Here is a 23,874-nt window from a genome sequence, read left to right as displayed (position 1 = left end):
CATGGCCCGTCGTCGTGCCAAATCCAGCATCACCCGGTTGCCGGCCGACCAGAAAGCGCACGTGGAGCGTTTGCTGCGCGAAGGGCGGCTGACCCTGGACGAAATGATTGCCGAGCTGCAGCGCACCTTCCCTGGCGGCGCTGCGGCGGAGGTATCGCGCTCGGCCTTGCACCGCTACGACCGTGGGATGACCGAGCTGACAGCGCGCATGCGCGAGATCGACCAGGCCGCGCAAGCGCTGGTCGGTGAAATGGGCGAAGGCATCGGTGAGAAGTCCGGCGCCTTGCTCGCGCAGGCCGTGACCACGCTTGCCACCGATGCGGCGCTCAAGATGCAGACGCAGGAAAAAGTCAGCGTGGACGACATCCGCAAGATGGCCCGCGCCGCCAAGGACGCGATCGACACCCAGCGTGTCGGCATCAACGTGCGCAAGGCGATCGCCGCCGAGGCCCGCGAGCAGCTGCTGCGCGAACAGGCGGCCAACCTGGACAAGGTGGTCAAGAGCGGCGGTCTGTCGGAAGACGCGGCCGCCTCGATGCGCCGGCAGATCTTGGGGATTGCGCCATGAGCAGCCCGCTCGCTGCCGATCTGCCCGGTTCTGCAGCCCGCCAGATCAACTCCACCACCGATGCGGTGCTGCTGCCGTATCAACGCGACTGGATTGCCGATCGCAGCGACTTGAAAGTAGCAGAGAAGAGCCGCCGTATCGGCCTGACCTGGGCCGAGGCGTCCGACGATGCCCTCATTGCGTCCAGCGCCCGCCAGGCCGGCGGGATGAATGTCTATTACATCGGCTACAACATGGACATGGCTATCGAGTACATCGAGGCCTGCGCCATGTGGGCGCGCGTTTTCAACCAGGCGGCCGAGGCGATCGAAGAAGGTCAGGAGGTCTTCAAGGACGGCGACGATGAGAAGGCAATCAAGACCTACACCATCCGGTTCGCGTCCGGTTTCCGTATCGTGGCGCTGTCCTCCCGACCGGCCAACCTGCGCGGCAAGCAAGGCGTGGTGGTGATCGATGAGGCCGCATTCCACGGCGCACTGGACGAGCTGCTCAAGGCTGCGCTGGCGCTGTTGATCTGGGGCGGCAAGGTGCGCGTGATCAGCACGCACGATGGCGACCAGAACACATTTAACGAGCTGGTCAACGAAATCCGCTCGGGCGCGCGTAAAGGCAGCGTACACCGCACCAGTTTCAGGGAGGCAGTGGATCAAGGGCTGTTCGGCCGGGTGTGCATGCGCAAGGGCGTGCGGTGGGACGCGGACGCCCAGGCCAAATGGGTGGCGGACGTGTATGCGTTCTACGGTGCCGCCGCCGAGGAAGAGCTGGACGTGGTGCCGTCGCAAGGCACCGGTGCCTGGCTGAGTTCCTCGCTGATCGAGGCGCGTATGTATGGCGCGCCCGTGCTGCGCTACAACGCGCCCAAGGGCTTCGAGCAGCTGCCCGACGGCGAGCGCTGGCGCATCATCCAGGAATGGCTGGACTTCGAAGTGCGCCCGCACCTACAGCAACTGGACCCAGATCTGCAAAGCGTGTTCGGGCAGGACTTCGGCCGCACCGGCGACCTCACGGTGATGGTGCCGGCGCAGATCCAGCAGAACCTGCGCCGCAAGATCCCGTTCATCCTCGAACTGCGGAACATGCCGCACAAGCAGCAGGACCAGATTGCGAAGTTCGTGATCAAGGGCCTGCCTCGCTTTGTCAAAGCCGCCGTGGATGCGCGCGGTAATGGCCATGCGGTGGCCGAGTTTCTGGCGCAGGAGTTCGGCTTTAGCCGGGTTGTGCTGGTGATGGCCACCGAGGGCTGGTATCGCGAAAACATGCCGCCGCTGAAAAAGGCATTTGAAGACGACACGATCGCGGTCCCTCGCGACAAGGACGTGCTGACGGACCTACGCGCGATCAAGGTCATCAAGGGCGTGGCGCGCGTGCCCGATCGCAGCGTGGGCAAGGACGGTGGCCAGCGCCACGGCGATGCCGGCATTGCAATCGCGCTCATGTACTACGCAAGCCGTCACCCCGGCGCCGAGATCGGATGGACGGCAATCCCACGCAGTAGCCGCGGCTACGACACCGAGACCGGCCAAGAAAACGACATCGACATTCCGGAACAGAAAGCATGGTAAGCACCTCCCGCATCCTTGGCCCTGATGGCCAGCCCATCCAATTGCGCGACCTGGACGAGCCGCAAACCAGCCGCGTCGGGCATTTGCATCAAGAGTTCCAGGGCCACCCAGCACGTGGCCTGACGCCATCGAGGCTCAATAGCATCCTGCTGGCCGCCGAGCAGGGCGATGTAATCGCTCAGTACGAGCTGTTCGAGGACATGGAAGAGCGTGACGGCCACATCCTCTCGGAGATGAGCAAGCGCCGACGCGCGGTGTCTGGCCTGGCCTGGGAGATCGAGCCGCCAGCCAACCCGACCCCCGCAGAGAAGCGCAACGCGGTCGAGCTGCAGGCATTGATCGGCAGCATCGACGACTTCGAGGCCGTGCTGTTCGACACCACCGACGCGATCGGCAAGGGCTTCGTCGGCCAAGAAATCGAATGGCAGCGGCTGGGCAGCAGCTGGGTGCCCAAGTCGATCGAGCATCGCCCGCAGTCATGGTTCCGGCTGCACCGTGGCTACCGCCAGCAGATCCGGCTGCGCGACAACTCTGCCGATGGTGCCGAGCTGATCCCGTTCGGCTGGATCACCCACACGCACAAGGCCCGCAGCGGCTATGTGGAGCGCGCCAGCCTGTTCCGCGCTCTGGTGTGGCCGTATCTGTTCAAGAACTACAGCGTGGGCGACCTGGCCGAGTTCCTGGAGATCTACGGCATTCCGATGCGGGTGGGCAAATACCCGCCTGGCGCCAGCGAGAAGGAAAAGGCCACGCTGCTGCGCGCCCTGGTGCAGATCGGTCACAACGCGGCCGGCATCATCCCGGATGGCATGACGCTGGACTTCCCGACGGTCGCCGACGGCGATCCCAAGGCGTTCGAGTTGATGATGGATTGGTGCGAGCGCACCGAGAGCAAGGTCATTCTGGGCGCGACGCTGACCAGCCAGGCAGATCGCGGCAGCAATACCAACGCGCTGGGCAACGTGCACAACGAAGTCCGCAAGGAGTTGAAGGACTCCGATGCCAAGCAGGTTGCGGCCACACTCTCGCGTGACCTGGTCTATCCCATCGCGGTGCTCAACGGCCTGGCGCCCGATGGCTACCTGCGCTGCCCGCGTCTGAAGCTGGATATTGCCGAAAGCAAGGACATCACCGTCTTTGCCGAAGCGCTGCCGAAGCTGGTCGGGATGGGCATGCGCATCAATCGTGGCTGGGCACACACCGAGCTGGGCATCCCGCAGGCGGACGCCCACGACAAGGATGTGCTGGTGCCGTTGCAGGAAGCCGCCCCGCCCACACCGCAGTCCAGCAAGATCGCTGCGACAACTGCCGCTGTCGCGCGTCCTGCCGCAGCACCGGCAGATCGCGAGGACCAATTGACGGTGCTACTCCAGCGCCAGGCAGATCCGGCGATCAAGGACATGGTCGACCAGGTCAAAACGCTGGTCGACTCTTCGGCATCGTTGGACGCATTGCTTGCCGGGCTGAGCCAACTGCAGGCGACGATGTCTGTCGACGCGCTGACCGCCGCGATGGGTGAAGCACTGGCGGTGGCGGGAATCGCCGGCATGTCCGATGCATGGGACGACGCCGATGGCTGAGCTCTCCGGCAGCTTCCGCGCGTTTCCCGAGGCGCGCGACTATTTCCAGCGCAAGCTCAATCTACCGACCTGGCGCTGGGATGAACTGTGGCAAGCGCAGCACGCCAAGGCCTTTACCGTGGCCGGGGCGACCAAGGATGCACTGCTGGAAGATCTGCGCCAGGCAGTGGCGGCAGCGATCAATGACGGCGAGACCATCGCCGACTTCCGCGCCCGCTTCAGTGAGATCGTGGCGCGTAATGGCTGGGTGGGCTGGACCGGCTCGGAGACGGCCGCACGCACGGCCTGGCGCACCTCGATCATCTATCACACCAATCTGCGCACCTCTTACCAGGCCGGCCGCTGGGAGACGCTCAAGGGCTTCCCATACCTGAAGTACGTGCACAACACAGTGGCCAACCCGCGCGAGCAGCACAAGCGCTGGGATGGGCTGATCATCGCAACCGGCAATCCTTGGTGGCAGACGCACTATCCGCCCAACGGCTGGGGCTGTCGTTGCACCGCCACTGGCGTATCTGCCGCCAGGTTGCGGGCACTGGGCAAAGCGCAGCCGGATGCGGCGCCGGCAGACACGCCAGGCGACCCATCGCCGGAGTGGGCCTACAACGTCGGTCAGGCGGCGCAGCCATGAGCGATGCATTAGTTGTCCTGATCGACGATGCCCAGGCCAAGCGCTGGTTCGCGCAGCTGCTCGAGCGCAGCAGCGACATAAGCGGGCTGATGGCCGACATTGGCGAGGCGCTGACCGAAAGCACGCAGGCGCGCTTTGCCACCGGCATCGGGCCTGACGGCGTTGCCTGGGAACCGTTGGCCGATGGCAGCGGCCGCACGCCGCTACGCGACTCGGGACGGATGCGGGATGAGATCTTTCCCAGCGCCGGTCCGGATTGGGTGGAGATCAGTGCGACCGCCAAGCAGGCGCGGTGGCACCAGGAGGGCACCGACCCCTACGTGATCGAGGCCAAGAACGGCAAAGCGCTGTTCTGGCCAGGCATGGGCACGCGCACCAGCAAGTCGGGCGCAGAGAAGCCCGCGTTTGTGCAGAAGGTGCATCACCCTGGACTGCCGGCACGGCCGTTCCTAGGCATCAGTACCGAGGACGAGGCGGCCATCGACGCATTGGCGATCGCCTGGCTCGAATTGGGCGCCGAACCCTCCGAGTAGGCGCCCTCTCAAAACGGCCGCCAGGGGCGCCCAGAGCCCCCTGAGCGCACCCACCGTCCCTTAGCGGGGGGCGGTGGCCCGCCAGGGACGATTTAAACGGCTTTCAAACGCGCTCAAAGCGTACGCCGTCCGTGCCCCTGCCGCCGGCACGCCCGCCCACCTGTTCCGGTGGTATGTTTGCCCGGCCCCACGGCACCCGCTCCCGCCCCTGTCTTAGGCACTAGCGCATGCTAGTCCCGAGGGTCGCATCCTGCAGCCAACACTGGCCGGGATGAGCACAGCATCCCCCCGCTTCAAACCGTCTACGCGCCGTACCGGCGTTGCCCTGGCCGCGTGCGCCTTCGAGCTGCCGCCGGTCGGTCCCGAATTGATGCTGGAGATCCAGCTCACCCCTGCTGGTGCATTTCGCCCCAGCGACGGCCGCGATATGTCTGTGCCTGCCTGGCGCATTGACCAGGCCATCGCCAGTCAGGTCATGGAGCGCTTCAACGCGCGCCGCAATCCGCCGGTGGTGGATTACGAACACCAGACCCTGCACAAAGAGACCAACGGGCAACCAGCGCCGGCTGCTGCCTGGATGCGAGCGCTGCAATGGCGCGACACCGGCCTGTGGGCGAGCGTCGAGCTGACCAGCCGCGCTGCCGAACTGATCCAAGCCGGTGAGTACCGGTATGTCTCCCCGGTGTTCCGCTACGACGAGAACACCGGGGACGTGCTGGCCATCGAGATGGCCGCGTTCACCAATCACCCCGCCATCGATGGCATGGAGCCGCTCGCCCGCCGCGCGGCCGCCACGTTCGGCTTCTCCGATTCCGACAAGGACCATTCAATGAATCCGCTGCTCAAGGCCATCCTGGCCGCACTCGCCCTGCCCGAGACCACCACCGAAGAACAGGCGATCGCTGCCTGCTCCGCACTCCGTCCGAAGCTGGACACCCTGGACACCTTGGCCACTACCCTGGGCACCGCACCCGAAGGCGCAGTGGCAGCCTGCAGCGCACTGAAAGCCAGGGCGGCCGGCTCGCCGGACCCTGCCAAGTACGTGCCGGTGGGAGTGGTCGAGGAAATCAAGGGCCAGCTGGCCGCCCTGTCGGCCGAGAACATCGACCGCAAAGTCAACGAGCTGGTCGACCTGGGCCTGGCCGATGGGCGTCTGCTGCCGGCGCAGAAAGACTGGGCGATTGGCCTGGGAAAGAACGACATCGCATCGCTCACTACTTACCTGGGCTCCGCTCAACCGCTGGCTGCGCTCAGCGCGACCCAGACCGGCGGGCGTCAGCCTGCAGGCGGGAAGGACGAGAACGGCTTGACTGCCGATGAGCTGGCGATCTGCACGGCAACCGGCATCGACCCGAAGGACTTTGCGGCCAGCAAGCCCAAGGCCTGACGCCCATCCACTGACCCGCACACGATCGAGACCACTTCCCGATGACCGCAGCAATCGAAGGCCGCAACACAAAGCGGCGTAACGCCGACCGGGTAAGCCACCCGGTCAATCCCGGCACCACCATCTATGCGGGAACCCTGATCGCCCTGCTCACCGCTGGCGGCAACGCCGTCCCCGGCGGGACGGCAGCCTCTGGCAGCGCGGTAGGTGTCGCAGAAGAAACGGTGGTTGGCAACGGCACAAACCGCGTGGAGGCCACACGTGACTCCGCGTTTCAGTTTGCCAACAGCGCCGCCGCCGACCTGATCACGCGCGCCGACATTGGCAGCACCGCCTTCATCGTCGACGACCAGACGGTGGCCAAGACCGACAACAGCGCCGCCCGCAAAGCGGCCGGCAAGATCATCGACGTGGACGCCGGTGGCGTCTGGGTCCTGGTCGGCTGATCCCCCTCACCCTCATCCCGACAAGAGATCCAGATGATCATCAACAAGTTCAACCTGACGGGGCTTTACACCGCCTTCAAGGCTGCTTTCACCCAAGGCCTTGGCGCTGCTGAGTCCAATTACCAGAAGATCGCCACCATCGTTCCGTCCACGGCGGGCACCGAGGAATACGGCTGGCTCGGCAAGTTCCCGAAGATGCGCGAATGGCTCGGGGACCGCGTCATCAACGGCATGGCCACCCACGGCTACTCGATCAAGAACAAGCCGTTCGAGATGACCGTGGGTGTTCCGCGCACCTCGATCGAGGACGATCAATACGGCATCTACACCCCAATGATGACCGAGATGGGCCAGTCCGCGCAGGAGCAGCCCGATGAGTTGGTGTTTGGCCTGCTCAAGGCCGGGCACACAACCCTGTGCTACGACGGCCAGAACTTCTTCGATACGGACCATCCGGTAATCGACGAGAACGGCAACGCCGTCACGCAGTCCAACTACGACAGCAACGGCGGTGCTGGCGTGACCTGGTACCTGCTGGACACCAGCCGCGCACTGAAGCCCATCATCTTCCAGGACCGCAAGAAGCCCAACTTCGTGGCGCTGAATCAGGAAAGCGACGAGAACGTTTTTATGCGCGGCGAGTATGTCTACGGCGTGGACGCGCGCAACAACGTTGGCTTCGGCTTCTGGCAGCAGGCCTACGCAAGCCGCAAGCCGCTGACCGCCGAAAACCTGCAGGCTGCTTACACCGCAATGGCCGAGCGCAAGGGTGACAACGGTCGGACGCTGAACATCAAGCCGCGCGTGCTGGTCGTGCCGACCGGCCTGAAATTCAAGGCAGCCGAGATCCTCACCTCTGCACAGATCGCCGGCACCGACAACGTGATGAAGGGTCTGGTCGAGGTCCTGGACGACGCCCGCCTGGCGTAAGGCAAGAACAGCGGCCGTGAGGCCGCCCCAAGAGTCGGGGAAGCGGCGAGATCGCACTCGCGCAGCTCCCGAGCTCTGCCACCTGGTCGGCAATCGGCCGAGCGCAGGAGCAGCGCAGATGGGCGATGGCGGTGCGATTCCGTCATCGCCGTGATCTGCAGAGGGCCGGAGGAAATGCCGGACTGCAGCAGGCGGACACCCTGCATCCTTATTCCCAGGAGCTGGCACATGGCCACCAACAAAGTCACCGTCAAATCCAAAACCGAGCGTGGCCGCTGGCGCGCCGGCTTGCACTTCACCCGCGCTGGTCGCTCGCTGTCTGTCGATGATGAATTGACCGACGAACAGCTGCGCGCGATCGCCGAGGACCCGGAGCTGGTCGTGTTGCCTTACGAGGAATCGGACGAAGAACGCCAGGAGCGCGAAGCAGCTGCCAGTGCGCAGGCGGCGGCCGCCCAGCTTGCTGCCGACCAGGCGGCTGCAGATAAAGCCGAGGCCAAGCGCATCGATGCCGCGCGCAAGGCTGCCGAAAAGGAAGACTCGCAACGGGCTGCCAAGGACAAGAAGGCTGCGACCAACCCTGCCGCCGAAACAGGCGATGCCTCCGGCGAGGCTGGCAAGAGCGCACCCGCCGCCGCAAGCGAAGAAGCGAAGGACGCGTAAGCGATGCGCTATGTGACGCTCCTGCAACTCGCCGACATGCCCGGCGCGCTGGAACTGGCCCAGGTCGCCAGTGACAAGCATCAGCGCCCGATCACGGCGGAGCTGATGGAGCTGACGCTGCGTGCCGGCGATCGCGCCAGCTACCCGCCGGCTGAGGTTGTGCACGCCGACGCCGCTGCCGCACGGATTGCTCAAGCGATCGCAGAATCCGATGCGGTGATCGACGGATATCTGGGGCGCCGCTACACGCTGCCGCTGCCGAACCCGCCGGGCATCCTGGTGACCTGGTCGCGGGCAATCGTCCGCTACAAGCTGCACAACGACCGCATCACCGACGACCGCACCGATCCGATCGCGCGTGACTACCGCGATGCAATGAAGTTCCTGCAGCTGATCGCCGAGGGCAAGTTCAGCATGGGCATCGAAGACCCCACCATTGGCGCAAGCGCCTTGGGAGAGATCCTGATCGACCCTGGCCAGAAAGTGTTCGGTCGCAGGGTCATGCCATGACGGTAGGCCCTTTCCCTGTCAGTACGGCGATCGCGCGTCTGCGATCGCACGCGCCCGCGCTGTTGGCGGTCGGGAGTGCGGCAGACCTTGCCACGGCACTGGCCCAGCAGCCGCGCGTGGCCGTAAGCGCCTACGTCACAGCGGCCGAGGTTGGCCGGGCAATCAAATACACCGGGCCGCTGGCGATCCAGAACTGCGACGTGACGCTGCGCGTGGTGCTGTTCGTTCGCCACTACGGCGATGAGCAGACCGGTGGCGGCGCGCGTGTCCAGATGGACGAAGAAGTCATCCCACAAGTGCGCGCTGCGCTGTTCGGCTGGGCGCCGGTGGAGGCCTTCGACGCTCTCTCATTCCAGGCTGGGCGAGATGAAAGCTATGCCGCCGGCTGGTTGGTCAGCCAGCAGGTGTTCGGCACCAATTACCGCATGTCACATCAGGTCATCCCATGAACAAGCCAACCCCCACAACCGGCGGCGCCTGGCGCGTTGTCGATGGTCAGTTGATCGACGAATCGACCGAGACACCGCAGATCGCACAGGTCGCCGAGCCGATCTACGCCCATACCGACATCCGTCTAGGCGGCCCCGGTCTGTCGGTGCCCGACGCCGATGCCCCCAACCCTTCGGCGCGAGCCGTCCGTTCTACCAAGCCCAAGGAATAAGCCAATGGCTCAGCCCACTCTCGAACCCTTCAAGCGACGCGGCCTGGCGCTGGCGCTACGCGCCGCTGCCAACATGCCCGTCGTCCCGAGCGCTGCCGCCAATGGCGTGCTGCTGTTCAACGGCACGTCTGGCACGGAGTTCGACAAGGTCGAACGCCCGATCGATCGCCCGCACTTCACTGGCCAGCCGTTCGCGGTCGGCAACAAACGAGCCTTCATCGAAGGTGAGTTTGAGTTGTACCCGCCCGTTACGCCGGGTGCTGCTGCGACCAGCGACGCCAACTGCGCCGTGCTGCTTCTGCCCGCTGGTATGACAGTGGTCAAAGACGCAGCTGCCAAGACCACGCGTTACAACCCGATCAGCGCCAACATTCCGCTGTCGGATGCGAAGTGGTGGCATGCCGGCACGCTCAAGCAAGTCGCAGCTGCGCGCCACAACGTGTCCAGCCTGATCCTGGCGGTCGGCGATCGCTTCAAGGGCAACATCCGTATCCAGGGCGATTACGAAACGATCAACGAGGACGCGTTGCCGACCCTCACGCTGCCGGATACGGTGCCGGCGATCGCGCGCGCCAACAACACCGAAACGCACATCACGCTGCTGCCCGGTGGCGCACCGTTGCTGTGCTGGGCCAAGTCGTTGTCGGTGGACTTCGCCAATACCATCACGCCCAAGGAGTACACCAGCCACAAGGAAACCGGCATCACCGATCGTGCGCCGACCTGGACGCTGCGCATTGCCAAGACTGCGCTGGCCGACTTCAACCCTTGGGCGGTGCGCGATGCGGCCACACCGATCACGGTGGCGCTGCGGTTGACGCCGGCCAACCAGCTGTACAGCGAGCTGGGCATCCGTGGGCAGATCGAATCCATCAACGAAACCGAGATCGATGGCGACTACGGCTGGGAATTGTCCGGCCCGTGCGTGGCCAGCGACACCGGCGGCGATGAGTTCTACATCGAGTTCGGCGACAGCACGCCGTAACCTTCCACCTTCCGTGTGACCAGACCGAAGCCCCGCCAAGTGCGGGGCTTTTTGCATTAGCCGTTGTTAGTCCCGGCGCCATCGCGCGCGTGGGCAAAGTGGCCACACCCCGCGATCAAGCGGGCTTTAAACCACCTTCCCAAAGGATTCGAAACAATGCTCCGACTGACCAAGAGCGAGACCGTGGCAATGCCGGTCAAACTGCGGCTGCCTACAGACAACCCCAACTCCTTCAACGAAGGCACCATCACCTGCAAGGTGAAGATCCTTTCCAAAGATCGCGTGCGCGAGCTGTCGGACAAGGAAACCAACGACGGCGAATATCTGGACCTGGTACTGGTCGACGTGGAAGGACTGGCCGATGAGAACGGCACCGCCATCAAGGGCGATGCGGCCCTGGACGAAGTGCGCATCGGCGGCTGGTCCACGTTTTTGCAGAACGCCATCCTGCAGGCCTATTTCGAGCAGTACGGCGACGCCCGCGTAAAAAACTCGAAGCCGTCGCGCGGGCGCTGATTGGGAAGGGTCCCCGCACTGGCGGCCAGGATCAGGACGATGAAGAGCCTGATCTGACTGTCAGTGCGGCGGATTTTTTGCGCGACGGCGGCAACTCCGAGACAGCGCTCGAGCTGATCGAGGTGCTGGAAGAGAACTGGCAGGCGGTGATGGTGTTCCGGCAATGCCGGGCGCATTGGGTCACCGGCATGCACGCGCCGATCTACGACGGCATCACTGCAATGGAGCTGGAGGCTGCTGCGCGGCTGCACCGCATCCCACCCAGCGCCTATGACGACCTGGTCGCCTGCATCCAAGTGCTGGTGCAGACCACTCGCCAGGCCAGAAACGAAGCAACCACATAGGCACCCCGCGTGAGCAATCCCACCGTCACCCTTCGCCTCACCGCCGACAACAGCAAGCTGGTGCCGGCGGTGCGCGTGTCCAAGGCCGAGGTCGAAGGACTGGGTAAAGCTGCAGTGACCACCGGGCAGCAAGCCGAGCGTGGCAGCCAAGGCGTCGCCGGCATCGGCACGGCGGCCGACCAGGCCGGCCGCAAGGTCGGCGCGATGACCTCTGCCGTCAATGCGTCCAAAGCGGCTATTGCCGGCTATGTGGGCCTGCAGGGCGCGCGTGCGTTGGTCTCGATGTCCGATCAGTACACCAACATTTCCGGCCGCCTCAAGCTGGCGACCTCCGGGCAGCAAGCCTTCGTCACCGGCCAGGCCGAGGTGTTCGCGATCTCGCAGCGCACTTCCACCCTGCTGGAGAGCACTGCCACGTTGTACGGCCGCCTGGCCCAGGCCACCGCCGAGTACGGCTTGACGCAGCAGCGCCAGCTGGCACTGACGCAATCCATCAATCGCACGTTCGCTATCTCCGGCGCCAGCGCCGATGCAGCCTCAAACACCATCACCCAGTTCACACAGGCGCTTGCGGGCGGTGTGCTGCGCGCCGAGGAATTCAACTCGGTGATCGAGAACAGCCCGCGTCTGGCCAAGGCACTTGCCGATGGGTTAGGCGTGGGCATGGGCCAGCTGCGCAAGATGGTCAACGACGGCGGGATCAGCGTGGACCAACTGGTCAAGGCGCTGGAGAGCCAGGCCGGCGCGATCGAAAAGGAATTCAACACGATTCCGCTGACGGTCGAACGAGCGATGGTGCAGCTGCGCAACAGCGTCACCCGGTTTGTCGGCGAAGGCTCGCGCGAGTTGGGCGCCGGCAGTGCACTGGCCGATAGCATCGCCTTCCTCGCCAACAACCTGGACGGGCTGGATGAGATCGTCGGTGTGGTGGCGGTGGCCTTCGGTGGCCGGTTGCTGGGCAACTTGGCCCAGGCCTCTGCAGCCAAGCTCGTAGCTGCGGCAGCCAGCCGTCAGCTGGCCCAGGCCGAGCTTGTCGCCGCCCGCGCAGCCGAGGCACAAGCAGTTGGCCAACTCTCCCTCGCACGTGCCGGCGTCACTGCGGCCGGCAGCACCGTCGCTGCCGAGCAGGCGCTCGCCGCTGCCCAGCTGCGCACCGCGACGGCTGCGCAAGCCGCTTCGGTGGCCCTTACCGCCAAGGCGGCGGCCATGCGTGGGCTCAACACGGCAATGGCCGCCTTTGGTGGCCCGGTGGGATTGGCGATCACAGCGCTCACGCTCTTCGTGATGTGGGCGGCCAACAGCCGCCAGAAGGCAGACGAGCTCTCCAAAGCGGTGACGGCTGGTTTCCAGGCGTCTATCGAGACGTTGAAGGGATTCAACAAGGAGACGGCCAACACGTCGTTTGCCAACCTTTCAAGTTCGGTCGGGACTCTCAATGCGGCCAATGAAGAGCTGAAACTAACAGAGCAGCGCTACCAAGAATTGATTCAAGTCCGTGACGTATGGATGCGTGACAAAGGTGTTCTCCCTCCCGGTTTCAATGAGCAGTTGCAGGAGGCTCAAAGGAATCTTGAGTCAACGAAGCTGCGTCAAAGCGAGCTGTCGCAGGGTTACGAGCGCGCTATCGACGTCGCAGCTGATGTGGTTCTCGAATATGCCGGCATCACCAACGCGACCGACAAGCAGCGGCAGAGCCTCGAAGAGCTCATCAAGCGCCAGTCGAATCAATCACTCACGCTCGATCAATCCAAGCCTCTGCTGATTGACTGGGCCAGGGCACAAGCCGGCGTCACTGCCGCCAACAACCTTACCGCTGCCAGCTTCCGGGACCTCGTTCCAGCGGCGCAAGCTGCCGGTGCTGCGGTGTCGGCTGCAGGCGCGGATATCGTCGCTGGGCTAGACAAGCAGATCCGGCAGCTGGAGCTGCAGCGGATCGAGGATATCCAGGGCAAGGGTGCGCGCGTGCGGGTCGAGGTTGGTATGGAACTGGCCGATGCCGGCGCCAAGCCCAACAGCCAGAACGCCCAGGATGCGCGAGAGCGCGCCGAGCGCGTGGCCGCGATGCTCGATGAGCAAGAGGCGCGCAAGAAGGCGGCAACCGCAGCGACCGCAGCCGAGCAGAAGGCCAAGCAGGCTGCCGAGGAGCTGGTGCGTACGCGGAAGCAGCAGGCGGACTCGCAAACAAAGTACACCGCACAGGCTGCCGAGCTGGCTGCAGCGCTCAACGGGCCGTTAGCGGCCGCCGAAGAGCAGCACCGCCAGCGCGTGCTGGAGCTGGACCGGGAACTGACCAAGCACAATATCACCCAGGAGGCCTACAACGCCCTGGTCAACACTTCGGTCGCCTCGCTGTCGGCCGCTGCAGCTGAGATGGCCAGGGAGCAGCAAGCACCACAGGCGCTGCTGGACAGCATGTCTGGCGAGATCGCATTGCTCGGCAAGACCGGGCTGGCCCGCGAGCGCGCCACGCGCCAGCTGCGCAACGAGCACGACATGCGCCAGGCCATCAACGACGCCAACAAGGCCGGCGCCGGCATCAACGCGGAGATGACCGAGAGCCTCGTACAGCAGGCGCGCGGGTATGCGGATCTGTCGCTGCAGGTCGAGCGGCAGACCGAGAACCTGGAGGAATGGGCAGACGTGGCCACACGTGGCGTTGCCGACTTCTCCGACCTGCTCGCTGATGCGTTCAGTGGTGGTGTGGATAGTTCCAAGGACTTCTTCGACCAGCTGAAGGATGTGTTCCAGCGCGGCTGGCGCGACCTGGTGCGCACCATGTTCGAGCAGGACTTTGTGCGGCCGTTCCAGCAGCTGATCACCAACGCGATCGGCGGTGCCTTCTCCAACAGCGGCAGCAGTAGTGGCGGCTGGATGACGCAGTTGGCCGGCATGGTAGGCGGCGGCCAAGGGCTGACCGGCACCAACGCAATGGCGGCCAACAGCAACTGGGGCAATGCCATCACTGCCGGCGCTGGCTCGCTGATGGGCTTCGGCAACAATCTTGGCGGTGCAGCTGCTGGTGGCGGCGGCTTCAACATGGGCACCTTGCAGGCGCTATACGGCGGCGGCGGCGGTGTGAGTGCTGCTGCAATGCCGTGGATGAGCGCTGTGGGCGGCGCGCTGTACGGCTACAAGAATGCCGGAAACGGCGGCCTGTCGTCGGCGGCTGCCGGTGTCAGCTACGGCACGCTCGGCTATGTCGGCGGCTCGCTGGCTGTGGGCGCGCTGGGCGGCGCAGGTGCAGCGACGGCGGCGACCGCTGGCGCCGGCCTGTATGCCACCGGGTCGGCTGCTGCAGGCGGTGCCGCAGCGGGCGCAGCGGGTGCAGCCGCTGCCATTCCCGTTGTCGGCTGGGTCGTGGCGGCATTGGCGCTGATTGACGTGGTCAGTGGCGGCAAGCTGTTCGGCACCAAGTTCAAGGCCAAGGAAATCACCTCGACGCTGGGCGTGAACGAGTCGGGCGGTTATGCCGGCGCCGAGCTGCTCGAAGAGCGACAGAAGGCCCTATTTGGCGGCCGTAAACAGCGCAGGCGCTCCGTCGATCCAGGCGACGAAGCAAAGCAGGCGGCAGCAGACCTGTATGACGCTATCCACGAAACTGCCGAGCAGGCTGCCGATGCACTGGGCCTGGCCAGCGTGGACATCATCGAGGGCAGCTTTACGCGCGTAACCAACGCGAAGGGGCAACTCAAGCGCGAGTTCAGCACGATCCTTGGTGCGATCTACAACGAGACGGCTGAGGAATTCAGTCAGCGTCTGAGCGCTGAAAACATCATCGGCCAGATCGCCCAGGTCGACGAGCTGGCCAGCGGCATCGCGCAGCGCTGGCGCGGCTCGGCAGCGACACTGGAAGAAGGCGCCCAGTTCCTTCTGGCGGCCGCCACTGACTTCAGCAACGGCTCCGGGCTGCTGACGAGCGGTGGCCTGGCGCGACTCACCGACCTGGTCGAATTGCTCGGACGCGGTGACGAGACGCTGAGCCAGACCTATCAGCGGATCATGTCTGGTGCGCAGGCCTACGCAGCCACGGCAGCGACGGCCTACCAGGAGGTGGCCACCCAGGGCTTCAGCGAGTTCGCCAAGCAGCGCCTGGCGATCGCACAAGAGGAGCAACAGCGCATCAAGGCCCTGCAGGACCAGGCCAAGGCCCTGCACGGACTGTCGGCGCGGGAAGAAGACCTGGCAGCGGTGCGCCAGGCAGCGCAGCTCAAGACCGACACCCTGGTGCAGTCGCTGCAGGCCGAGCTGGTCGACCTGGCGCTCAATCGCATCAACGACCAGATCGAGCAGCTGGGTGGCTCGGCAGATGGCGCCGGCAGCAAGATCGAGGACTTCATCAAGTCGCTTTCGCTCAGCGCCACCTTGTCGCCGAACACCGACACGCAGAAGCGTGCGACCGCCGACGACCTGATGCGCAGTGCTGCAGCCGCCGGCAACGTCGATAGCTTTACCCAGTACGCCCAGCAGTTCCTCGAAATCAGCCGCAACCTCAATGCCAGCAGCGCCGGCTATCAAACCGACTACGCGCAGGTGTTGGAGCTGGCCAAGCGCTTTGGTGCCGATGGCAGCGATGGCTCGCTGCAGCAGCTGTACACACAGCGGGCCGCGCTGCAGGCCCAGCAGGAAGCTGCGGCACGCATGGAGCGTGCCCAGCGCATTGCCCAGGGCGTGAGCGACCTGGCTGGCGTCAACAGCAGCGATCCCTTCCAGATCCTGCGCAACGTCACCGGCATGAGTCCCGAGATGTTGGCCGGCGATTTGGGGCTATCGCTGTCCGAGCTGTCCGATTACCTCACGGCGCAGCAGACCGATATCACCGACCTGGCCGACATCCTAGAAGACCTGCCCGAGCGCATTGCGCAGGCGATGGTCACGGTCCTGGCTGATCGCGAGGTGCCGTCTTATTTCTCGTCTGGCTCGAACAGCGGCAGCCCAGCTAAGCCAAGCACGTCTTCCGCCGCCGCGCCAAGCAGCGACAACGCACAGGTGTTCGCCGAAATTCGCGACGGCATCAACCTGCTAGTCCGTCGCGGCACCATCGCAGAGCTGCAAGCCCTATGAGCCGTCCTGTCCTGCTGATTGAGATCGGCGCTGGCCCACTGCCAGCAGTCACGCCAGTGAGCCGCCCCAGAGGCAGCTGGGTGCCGGTGGTCTATCAAGCACCCCCGATCAACCCTCCCGCCGGAGTCATCCCCACTCCGGTAAACGATGGCGTGTTACTGCAGTGGGAGCCGGTTGCCGGCGTCGATGTTGTCTACATCATCGACCGCAGCGCGACGGCAGAGGGTCCGTGGCTGGAAATCGACCGCACCACTGCGACGCGCTATCTGTATTCGGATGGCACAAATTCGGTTTGGCACTTCCGCATTCGCGCAAGCATCAACGGCCGCAGCGGAGACGGTAGCGTTGTGCGCGCACAGCCGGATATGACAACGGAGAAGATCCGGCAGGAATTTCTCGCGGCCGCAGCACGGGACAAGCAGGTTGCCGAAGAAGCGCTGGCTGCAGCGAATAGGGCGCGCGAAGACGCGATTGCACATGCGGACGCGCTCAACGCCACCCTGGGCGACCTGGTCAACGCTGACGAATGGAACGCGACTTCGCTGTATCCGAAGGGCGACTTCGTGCGCCACGACGGGCGGTTGTACCGGGCGCGGGTGCCAAACTCCGGCGTGGTGCCGGCCGGCAACGACGCTACTTGGCAGAACGTCGGCAATTACGCTAGCGCGGGCGAGGCGATGGCCGCCGCGGTCGACATGGCGACCCAGACGGCGAACAACCTGGCGGCAGAGGTCACCCGGCTATCAGGGGTGATTGCACGCCTACCCGCGGGCGACGGGCAGCTGGCTCCATCCGCATGGGTTTCGGAGGGATTTGCGGCACTGACGAATGCAGACTCTGCGATAGGCCGGCGCGTCGGAACTGTAGAGGGCCGCATGCCGGACGGTAGCGGTGCCCTGGAGACAGCGGCAAAGGTGCTGGCCGTGGATGAAGCTGCGGTCCGGCGCAACGAGGCGATGGCGCAGCGGGTCGGCTTGGTGGAGACGCGCATGCCTTCCGGTGTCGGCCTTCTCGCAACTTCCGCAGGTGTGAATGCTGTGGATCAGGCGCGCGTCAGTGGCGACCAGGCGCTGGGCCAACGCCTTGAAGCGACGAACGCAGCAGTGGCTGGCAAAGCCGACACCTCGGCGCTCAACGCGCTGAGCTCGCAGGTGCAGCAGGTGGGCAATCAGGCCAACGCCACCAGCACCGCAGTCACGGCTGTGGTGGCGAAGACAAACATCAACGCCAACATGCTGAAGAATCCCACCTTTGCCCGAGGGTCTTCCAGCTGGGTCCTACCTGCGGGAGCGGTCCTGTTCAATAACGCGTTGAACGGTCCCTATCTGGTGATGCCTGCCACGTCTGGCGGGGCTGCGGCGGAGCAGTTCGTAAACGACACACCTGCCGGCATCTACACATTGTCGGGAGACATCCTAAAAACCAATGGCAATGGCGTATCGAGACTGGAGATTGGCGCCTATAACGCGTCGGGCTTGATCGGAGCCGTGTCAGTTGCTGCCGACTCTGGCAGCTGGCTTGTCTGGAAGAGATTCCAAATAAGCGTGAACGCACCTTCGGGCACGACTCGGCTTTTGGTTCGCCTGATCGTTGAAGGAACTCCGGGTCCAACGTACTTCAGGCAGCTCAAGGTGGAGCCGGGGCTGGTCGCGACGTTGTGGACGGATGACTCGTCGGTGGTTGACCAGGCATCGGCGACACAGTCGCTCGAAGCGCGGGTGACGATCAACGAGAACGGATTCGCCAGCTACTCGGCGTCGTACACGTTGGCGCTGGACGTGAACAGAAAGGTGGTGGGCATGCGTTCGGTCAACGATGGAGTGATTGGCAAGATCACATTCTCTGCGGACGTGGTGGAAATCATCGGCGCCACGCCAGGTGGCGGCCGCAATGAGTTCGTCGGCGGGAAGTTCTACGCCTACGCGCCCAACGGCCGCCGTGTGGTTGCTCTCGGGTATGGAGTGACATGACCAACGTTCTGATCATCAACGACGCCGACACCGGCGTCGTGCTGCTGCAGGTAACCGATCAGCCCGACTCGGACCTGCTGACGCAGCACATGGGTGCGATCGCCATCGCCAGCGGCAGCAATGGGTCCGTGCCGGTGCCGGTCACAGGGAGCGCCAATCAGCTGTACTACTGGTTTGTGGCTGACACAGTGGCAGGCAACAGCCTGCTGCCGTACTTCAGTGACGACGGCAACACCATCACTTGGGTATCGCCTTCGGCAACGTTGACCGCACGCGCCGGCGGCACCTTGTTCTATGGGAGATTTTGATGGCCTATGCAATCTTTGAGGCCGGCCCCAATCGCGTTGTCATCTCTGAAACCTGGAAGAACCTGGCGCTGGCGTCGAAGCAGACCATCACGCCAACCGGCAGCGGGACGCTCAGAACCTGGAGCCTGACTGTCACCGGCACCAATCCAGTGCTTGCGTTTTTGGGTGAGAACAATGCCACGCTTGCCACGCGCACCCGGAGCGGGAACAGCTTTACTTTCACCGGTTTCACCACCAGCGGCAGCTTTACCGCCTACGTCTTCGACGAGCCGAACTTCGGGCGTCGAGACTACCTGGTGATTACCAATCCCGACACCGGTGAGGTGAACTTCGACGCCACGCTGAAGTACATGAAGGTGCGGGCGTTGCTGCAGGGAAATGCCAATCAGGGCGGGTCGATCACCTTGCCAGCAGGCCGGACCTACGCCGCGCTGGCCGGCTCCACCGGCAACATCATGCTGGCCATCGGCGGCCTGATTGGTGGCGGCCCGCAGTGGCAGGTGCAGGTGCTGTGGCGCAAGGGTGTGGTCAACATCAACGGCAACGTCGCATCCATCTCTGCTATCGAAACCGCCCAGGATCTGCGCACCGGTACCGACCGAAATCCTCAGCCACCCTCTGGCAACTACGGCCAGGCCTGGGTGCGCTCTCCCATCCTCGACGTCACCGGATACTGATAATGATCATCAACGAAAACCCCGCCTTCGGCACGCAGACGCGGATTGTGTCGCCGCGCATCGAGATCCGATGGGACCCGACCACCAACGATGGGCCGGTCGAGTTCCACCTGGAGCAGATGACCACCAAGCCACACCCCGACGGCTGGACCCAGACGCTGGAGCGTTTCTTCCTGCGCGTGCTGACCGTGCAGATCAGCGACCTAATTGGCCGCAGCTACGACATCACCGCACCAGCGACGACCAAGCCGGACCCGGCGACAGGCAAGTCGATCAAGGTGCCCGGCGACATGGTGACCGAACCCGGCGTGCATCTGCTGCTGGGCATCAAGGCGGCCACGCGCGCCGCCTATGATTCCAACGTCGCCGCGCCCGACGCAGATGCTGACCCGATTGCGCGGCAGATCATCATCGTCTGGAACCCCACCAACGACACCGGCACCGTTACTTTCCAGGTCGAGGACCGAGGCGTTGCGCTGGGAGTGCTGGCAGAGTCCATCGCCGAGCTGACGGCACAGGTGTACGTCATTCCCGATCTTGCAAGCGGCGGCCATCTCGACTGGCCTGGCTGGAAGCTGGAAGCCATGATCAAAGCTGCTACCGACATAGCTCTTATTGCCAGCACACAGGGCACTGCAGCAGGGAATGAACCCCAGTGACCAATAGCTATGCTCGATGGGCTGCAAGCCCGATCGATGAACATCTGTTAGTGGAAGATGCGGGCCTTACTCTGACTTCTAATGCGGCAACGACGCGCACCGGCATGGCGCGTAGCGATATCGCGCAAGCGGTTGGCACGCATGGCATTGAGCTGATGTTCTGGGGCGATGATGTGCTGGATGCCACCTTCGGCGTCGTCTCGGCATCCGCGTCGTTGGCGGCTGAAGCCGGAGCATCTAACGGCGTGGCTTGGCGCCTGCATACCGGTCAGATCTTTGTGAACGGTGCAGTGGCGGTCTCCGGGCTGCTACCGCCTTCCAAGGAAGAGCCTGTGGGCGTTCGCATCGTGATCGGCGTGCCATCGCACATCACGTTCTATCGTGGTGGCCAGCTGGTTGCCCAGGTCGATGCCGCGCTGTCGGGGCCAATGCATTTTGCAGCTTCCATCGCGTCGACGAAGGCACAGGGCTTGCGGTGCATCGTCAACGCAGGTCAGTGGCAGGGGCTCAGCCCTGCACTGGACGGCGTGAACTGGATGCAGGCCACTGAGACCGCTCCTGCCACCTTCGTGTCGAGCGAGGATTACATGAGCGCTCCAGGGGATACGCCGGCTAACCAGGCGTATCAAGGCATCATCTCGCCGGAAGGTTTGGCCACGATCGCATCGGTGAGCTTCTGGCCTTGGGATGGATCATCGCGCGGCGGCACTGCCCAGCTGCGCGTGCAGGATGCCGAAGGTGCACTGGATATGCTGGCGCTCAGCTCTGCGCGTGATGTGCCTGTTGCGGTCCGTCAGGTCGTGCAAGGTCAGCCGTTAGGTTCCGCGTCTCCTGTCAGCCGCTATGTGTTGGACCGCATCGATATCGAAAGCGATGGAAGCAAAGCGCTGGTGCTGCGCGATGCGCACGAAGACCTTGATGGCCCATTGAATTGCGCGGTTTTCCTTCCGCCGCAGGGCGACACGCTGGCATGGCAGCCGCAACCCGTCGTCATCGGTGCGGTACGCAGCGTGCCAGGCATCAAGGTCAACAGCGATGGCAGCGCGCAGTGGTTATCCGATGCGCCGCTGGCGAGCGTCGGGACGGTCTTAGATCGAGGTGCCGCCATTCTCGCGAGAGCGGGTTACGCGCTTGCATCGGGTGGTCAGCAGTTGGCGATGACTTCACCGCCACTGGGTCCGCTGGTTGCGGATGTCTCGACGCATGCGGATCTGGAGCCAGCAAAGCTGCGCCAGGCGCTGGCGGCCGTATTTGGGCGAATTGGCAAGAGCGCCTGGTCCGGTGCTGATGCCGACGCATTGGACCTTGCCACCGGCTACGCAGGCGTCGGCTATTACGCTGCGCAAGCGGCCACGCCTCGCCAAGCCCTAAGCAGCATCCTTCCAAGCTATGCGGCGGACTGGTGGCAAGACGGCGATGGCGTGTTGCGGCTGTCTCGCCTGGTCGATCCCGACGATGCCACCGATGCTGATCTGGCTTTCGAGCTGGATTGGCGTGAGCTGCAGGCCGACCTGGTGGTGATGCCCGATCTGGCCCCTAACCTGTCCAGGCGCATGGGCTATCAGCCGAACGCCCTGGTGCTGGCGGCAGGCGATCTGATCACCGATCTGGCTCAGCTGCCACCGGCCACGCGCCAGCAGCTGACAGCCGAGTATCGGGGCCAGGTGTATGCCGCCGGCACGCTAGCCAGCCGCTACGCGCACGCAGAGACCGCCGCACCAATGGTGTCGCGGTTCGACCGCCGCGAGGACGCCCAGGCCGAGATTGATCGCGTGATCCGGCTGTATGCAGTACCGCGCTATTTCTATGCTGGTCGTCTGACCGGCCGTACCGATCTACAGCTGCGGCCTGGCCAAGTCGGCCGCATTACCTACCACCGCTATGGCCTGCAAGCCGGGCGCAAAGTACTGGTCACTGGAGTGACCAGCAATCGCGTTACCGGTGAGCACGCTTTGAAGTTCTGGGGAGCCTGAGCATGTTGATCGGATATGGTCAGCCGATTCTGACGCCAAGCGTCCAAGGCGCCAGTGCCGTCAACCTCGCCGCGCTGGTCGACGGCAGGCCGGCCAGCGTGGCGCGCATTAGCGGCGACGGGAGTAGCGTGCGCTTGCGTGCGGATTGGACGTCACCCGTCCAGGTCGGGATCGTCGCGCTGCTCGGTGTCACGTGCCCTGCCGGTACCGCCTTGACCTTGACCGGACGGCGCCAGGCGGAAACGGGATATGCCTATCCGTTGGGTGCCGAGGTGATCAGGGCATTGGTCGACGAAAGTCGGGCTGCCTGGTTCGTCCTGCCGGCGGAAATTGATCAGCTGGTTGGCCTGCAGCTGGAAGTAGCTGCCTCGAACCTCGACGTGGGTGAGCTTGTCATCCTGCAGGCGGTAGATGTTCCGATCCAGGTCGAGTGGGAAGCAAGCCGGGTCGATCCGAGCAGCGCTGAGCGCACCCTCGGCGGTGGTCTGAATGTTGTGCCCAGGCGGTCATACAGACGCCTGCAGGTCGCGCTGGTACCGGAACAGCGCGCAGCCGTGCGCGGTGCGGCACTGGCACAAGGAATGGACTGGGACCGCCTGACGTATGCCCTGGGTGGCAATGCCCGCTCAGCTGTGATCCCGCGCTGGGGCGGGCCTGGCGCAATCAACCGCGACGAGCTGCATCGGACCGCGCTGTTCGGCCGCTTCACCCCTGGCTCGATCGCACATCGCGGCGGCGACTACTACGCCAGCAATGGCTGGATCTTTGAAGAGATCCCACCGATCTAGAGACAAGGCGCCAGGCTGGTGCCGGCAAGCACCAGCCTGGCGCCATCACCGCGTGTTGTGTCACGCGAATCAAGCCGAGGCCTTGTCGCTCCCGCGAGAGCGAGGCAAGTCTCGGCGATCCATTTCGCAAAGGCTGAGATTTGATGACACAACCGATCATTCCATGGCCAGGCGGCAAGCGCCGGCTGATCAAGCACCTCTATCCCCACTTCCCGACGCATGAGACCTACGTGGAAGCCTTCGCTGGCGGGGCAGCGGCGCTGCTCATGCGTGCAAGGCCGGCCCCGCTTGAAGTCCTCAATGACATCAACAGCGACCTGGTGTGCCTCTACCGCTGCATCCGGCATCACCTGGATGAGTTCGTCCGCATGTTCCGCTGGTCGCTGGTCAGCCGCCAGATGTTTGAGTGGGCGGCGATGGAGCGCCCGGAGACCCTGACCGATATCCAGCGGGCGGCCAGGTTCTACTACCTGCAGCGGCTGGCCTTTGGCGGCAAGGTGCAAAGCCAGACCTTCGGGGTGGTCGCTGCCGGGCCAGGGCCACGGCTCAACCTGCTGCGTATCGAGGAAGAGCTCAGCTCGGTCCATCTGCGGCTGGCCAACGTGGTGATTGAGCACCTGCCCTGGCAGGAGTGCATCCGGCGGTACGACCGGCCGGGAACCCTGTTCTACCTGGACCCACCCTATTGGCAGACCGAAGGATACGGGGTGGAGTTCGGCTTCGAGCAGTACGAGCGGATAGCTGACCTGATGCGGTCCCTGCAGGGCAAGGCGGTCGTGTCCATCAACGACCATCCGGAAATTAGGCGGGTCTTTGCTGGGTTCGACCTGGTGCCTCTGCAGCTCGGCTACACCATTGGTACCAGCGCCAGCCGGGGCAAGCAGTCCGGAGAGTTGATCATCAAGAGTTGGGACGACAGCCAGGCCACCCTGCTGTAACCAGAGTCCGGCCAGGGAGGCCGAAGTGAGGGGGCTTCGAGACGGCTTTACACGCCTCTTGAAGCCCCCTCAATTGCCACCGCAGACCATCTGTCCGCGTAGCGCAAAGTAAGTGTCCCCTTACACCTGCATTGATCAAACTGCGACCAGGGCACCGAAAACTGCCCCTCAAATCCACTTGATA

At 64.3% G+C, this 23,874-nt stretch carries 23 protein-coding genes; all 23 read left to right on the top strand.

Features of this window, described 5'->3' with window-relative positions:
- The first annotated feature begins 1 nt into the window (after position 1).
- The 23 genes from EO174_RS02040 (at position 2) to EO174_RS01930 (ending at position 23,690) form a co-directional block, all read left to right on the top strand.
- Positions 2–568, top strand: a complete 567-nt coding sequence (locus EO174_RS02040) for a phage protein Gp27 family protein (RefSeq protein ID WP_126941919.1) — start codon at positions 2–4, stop codon at positions 566–568.
- Complete coding sequence (locus tag EO174_RS02035; RefSeq protein ID WP_126941917.1) at positions 565–2,130, top strand: hypothetical protein; 1,566 nt, start codon at positions 565–567, stop codon at positions 2,128–2,130. The genes EO174_RS02040 and EO174_RS02035 overlap by 4 nt, the downstream gene beginning before the upstream one ends.
- On the top strand, positions 2,124–3,710 hold the full coding sequence (locus EO174_RS02030; RefSeq protein WP_126941915.1) for a DUF935 domain-containing protein: 1,587 nt from the start codon (positions 2,124–2,126) through the stop codon (positions 3,708–3,710). Before EO174_RS02035 ends, EO174_RS02030 begins: the two co-directional genes overlap by 7 nt.
- Positions 3,703–4,341: a phage minor head protein gene (locus EO174_RS02025; RefSeq protein ID WP_164739411.1), complete on the top strand. Its 639-nt coding sequence runs from the start codon at positions 3,703–3,705 to the stop codon at positions 4,339–4,341. The genes EO174_RS02030 and EO174_RS02025 overlap by 8 nt, the downstream gene beginning before the upstream one ends.
- Positions 4,338–4,874 carry a phage virion morphogenesis protein gene (locus EO174_RS02020; protein WP_126941911.1) on the top strand — a complete coding sequence of 179 codons (537 nt, stop codon included), beginning with the start codon at positions 4,338–4,340 and terminating at the stop codon, positions 4,872–4,874. The genes EO174_RS02025 and EO174_RS02020 overlap by 4 nt, the downstream gene beginning before the upstream one ends.
- Before the next feature lie 271 nt (positions 4,875–5,145).
- The gene (locus EO174_RS02015) at positions 5,146–6,261 is read left to right on the top strand and encodes a phage protease (protein WP_126941909.1); all 1,116 of its coding nucleotides are present in this window, start codon (positions 5,146–5,148) and stop codon (positions 6,259–6,261) included.
- Between the two features lie 41 nt (positions 6,262–6,302).
- A complete protein-coding gene (locus tag EO174_RS02010; RefSeq protein ID WP_126941907.1) occupies positions 6,303–6,707 on the top strand; it encodes a hypothetical protein in 405 nt (134 codons plus the stop codon).
- Between the two features lie 33 nt (positions 6,708–6,740).
- Positions 6,741–7,637 carry a Mu-like prophage major head subunit gpT family protein gene (locus EO174_RS02005; RefSeq protein WP_126941905.1) on the top strand — a complete coding sequence of 299 codons (897 nt, stop codon included), beginning with the start codon at positions 6,741–6,743 and terminating at the stop codon, positions 7,635–7,637.
- A 228-nt stretch (positions 7,638–7,865) separates the two neighbouring features.
- Positions 7,866–8,300, top strand: a complete 435-nt coding sequence (locus EO174_RS02000) for a hypothetical protein (RefSeq protein WP_126941903.1) — start codon at positions 7,866–7,868, stop codon at positions 8,298–8,300.
- Between the two features lie 3 nt (positions 8,301–8,303).
- A complete protein-coding gene (locus EO174_RS01995) occupies positions 8,304–8,810 on the top strand; it encodes a DUF1320 domain-containing protein (protein ID WP_126941901.1) in 507 nt (168 codons plus the stop codon).
- A complete protein-coding gene (locus tag EO174_RS01990; protein ID WP_126941899.1) occupies positions 8,807–9,259 on the top strand; it encodes a hypothetical protein in 453 nt (150 codons plus the stop codon). The genes EO174_RS01995 and EO174_RS01990 overlap by 4 nt, the downstream gene beginning before the upstream one ends.
- Entirely contained in the window at positions 9,256–9,471 is a 216-nt protein-coding gene (locus tag EO174_RS01985; protein WP_126941897.1) for a hypothetical protein, read from the top strand. The genes EO174_RS01990 and EO174_RS01985 overlap by 4 nt, the downstream gene beginning before the upstream one ends.
- 4 nt (positions 9,472–9,475) lie before the next feature.
- Positions 9,476–10,456 (top strand): hypothetical protein, encoded by a 981-nt coding sequence (locus tag EO174_RS01980; protein ID WP_126941895.1) that lies wholly within the window; start codon positions 9,476–9,478, stop codon positions 10,454–10,456.
- 156 nt (positions 10,457–10,612) lie between these two features.
- Positions 10,613–10,972, top strand: a complete 360-nt coding sequence (locus EO174_RS01975; protein WP_126941893.1) for a hypothetical protein — start codon at positions 10,613–10,615, stop codon at positions 10,970–10,972.
- 77 nt (positions 10,973–11,049) lie between these two features.
- Positions 11,050–11,316: a DUF1799 domain-containing protein gene (locus tag EO174_RS01970; protein ID WP_126941891.1), complete on the top strand. Its 267-nt coding sequence runs from the start codon at positions 11,050–11,052 to the stop codon at positions 11,314–11,316.
- 9 nt (positions 11,317–11,325) lie between these two features.
- On the top strand, positions 11,326–16,377 hold the full coding sequence (locus EO174_RS01965) for a tape measure protein (RefSeq protein ID WP_126941889.1): 5,052 nt from the start codon (positions 11,326–11,328) through the stop codon (positions 16,375–16,377).
- Positions 16,374–18,347, top strand: a complete 1,974-nt coding sequence (locus EO174_RS01960; protein ID WP_126941887.1) for a hypothetical protein — start codon at positions 16,374–16,376, stop codon at positions 18,345–18,347. Before EO174_RS01965 ends, EO174_RS01960 begins: the two co-directional genes overlap by 4 nt.
- Positions 18,344–18,655 (top strand): hypothetical protein, encoded by a 312-nt coding sequence (locus EO174_RS01955; RefSeq protein ID WP_126941885.1) that lies wholly within the window; start codon positions 18,344–18,346, stop codon positions 18,653–18,655. The genes EO174_RS01960 and EO174_RS01955 overlap by 4 nt, the downstream gene beginning before the upstream one ends.
- Positions 18,655–19,332, top strand: a complete 678-nt coding sequence (locus tag EO174_RS01950) for a hypothetical protein (RefSeq protein WP_126941883.1) — start codon at positions 18,655–18,657, stop codon at positions 19,330–19,332. Before EO174_RS01955 ends, EO174_RS01950 begins: the two co-directional genes overlap by 1 nt.
- 2 nt (positions 19,333–19,334) lie before the next feature.
- On the top strand, positions 19,335–19,991 hold the full coding sequence (locus EO174_RS01945; protein WP_126941881.1) for a hypothetical protein: 657 nt from the start codon (positions 19,335–19,337) through the stop codon (positions 19,989–19,991).
- Positions 19,988–21,964, top strand: a complete 1,977-nt coding sequence (locus tag EO174_RS01940; RefSeq protein ID WP_126941879.1) for a hypothetical protein — start codon at positions 19,988–19,990, stop codon at positions 21,962–21,964. Before EO174_RS01945 ends, EO174_RS01940 begins: the two co-directional genes overlap by 4 nt.
- A gap of 2 nt (positions 21,965–21,966) precedes the next feature.
- Positions 21,967–22,752: a hypothetical protein gene (locus EO174_RS01935; protein WP_126941877.1), complete on the top strand. Its 786-nt coding sequence runs from the start codon at positions 21,967–21,969 to the stop codon at positions 22,750–22,752.
- Positions 22,753–22,895: 143 nt separating this feature from the next.
- Positions 22,896–23,690: a DNA adenine methylase gene (locus EO174_RS01930; RefSeq protein ID WP_126941875.1), complete on the top strand. Its 795-nt coding sequence runs from the start codon at positions 22,896–22,898 to the stop codon at positions 23,688–23,690.
- Positions 23,691–23,874: the final 184 nt, after the last annotated feature.

Source organism: Xanthomonas sp. BRIP62418, from assembly GCF_003993495.1.
Taxonomy (GTDB): domain Bacteria; phylum Pseudomonadota; class Gammaproteobacteria; order Xanthomonadales; family Xanthomonadaceae; genus Xanthomonas; species Xanthomonas euroxanthea.
This window is presented reverse-complemented; position numbering and strand designations above follow the sequence as displayed.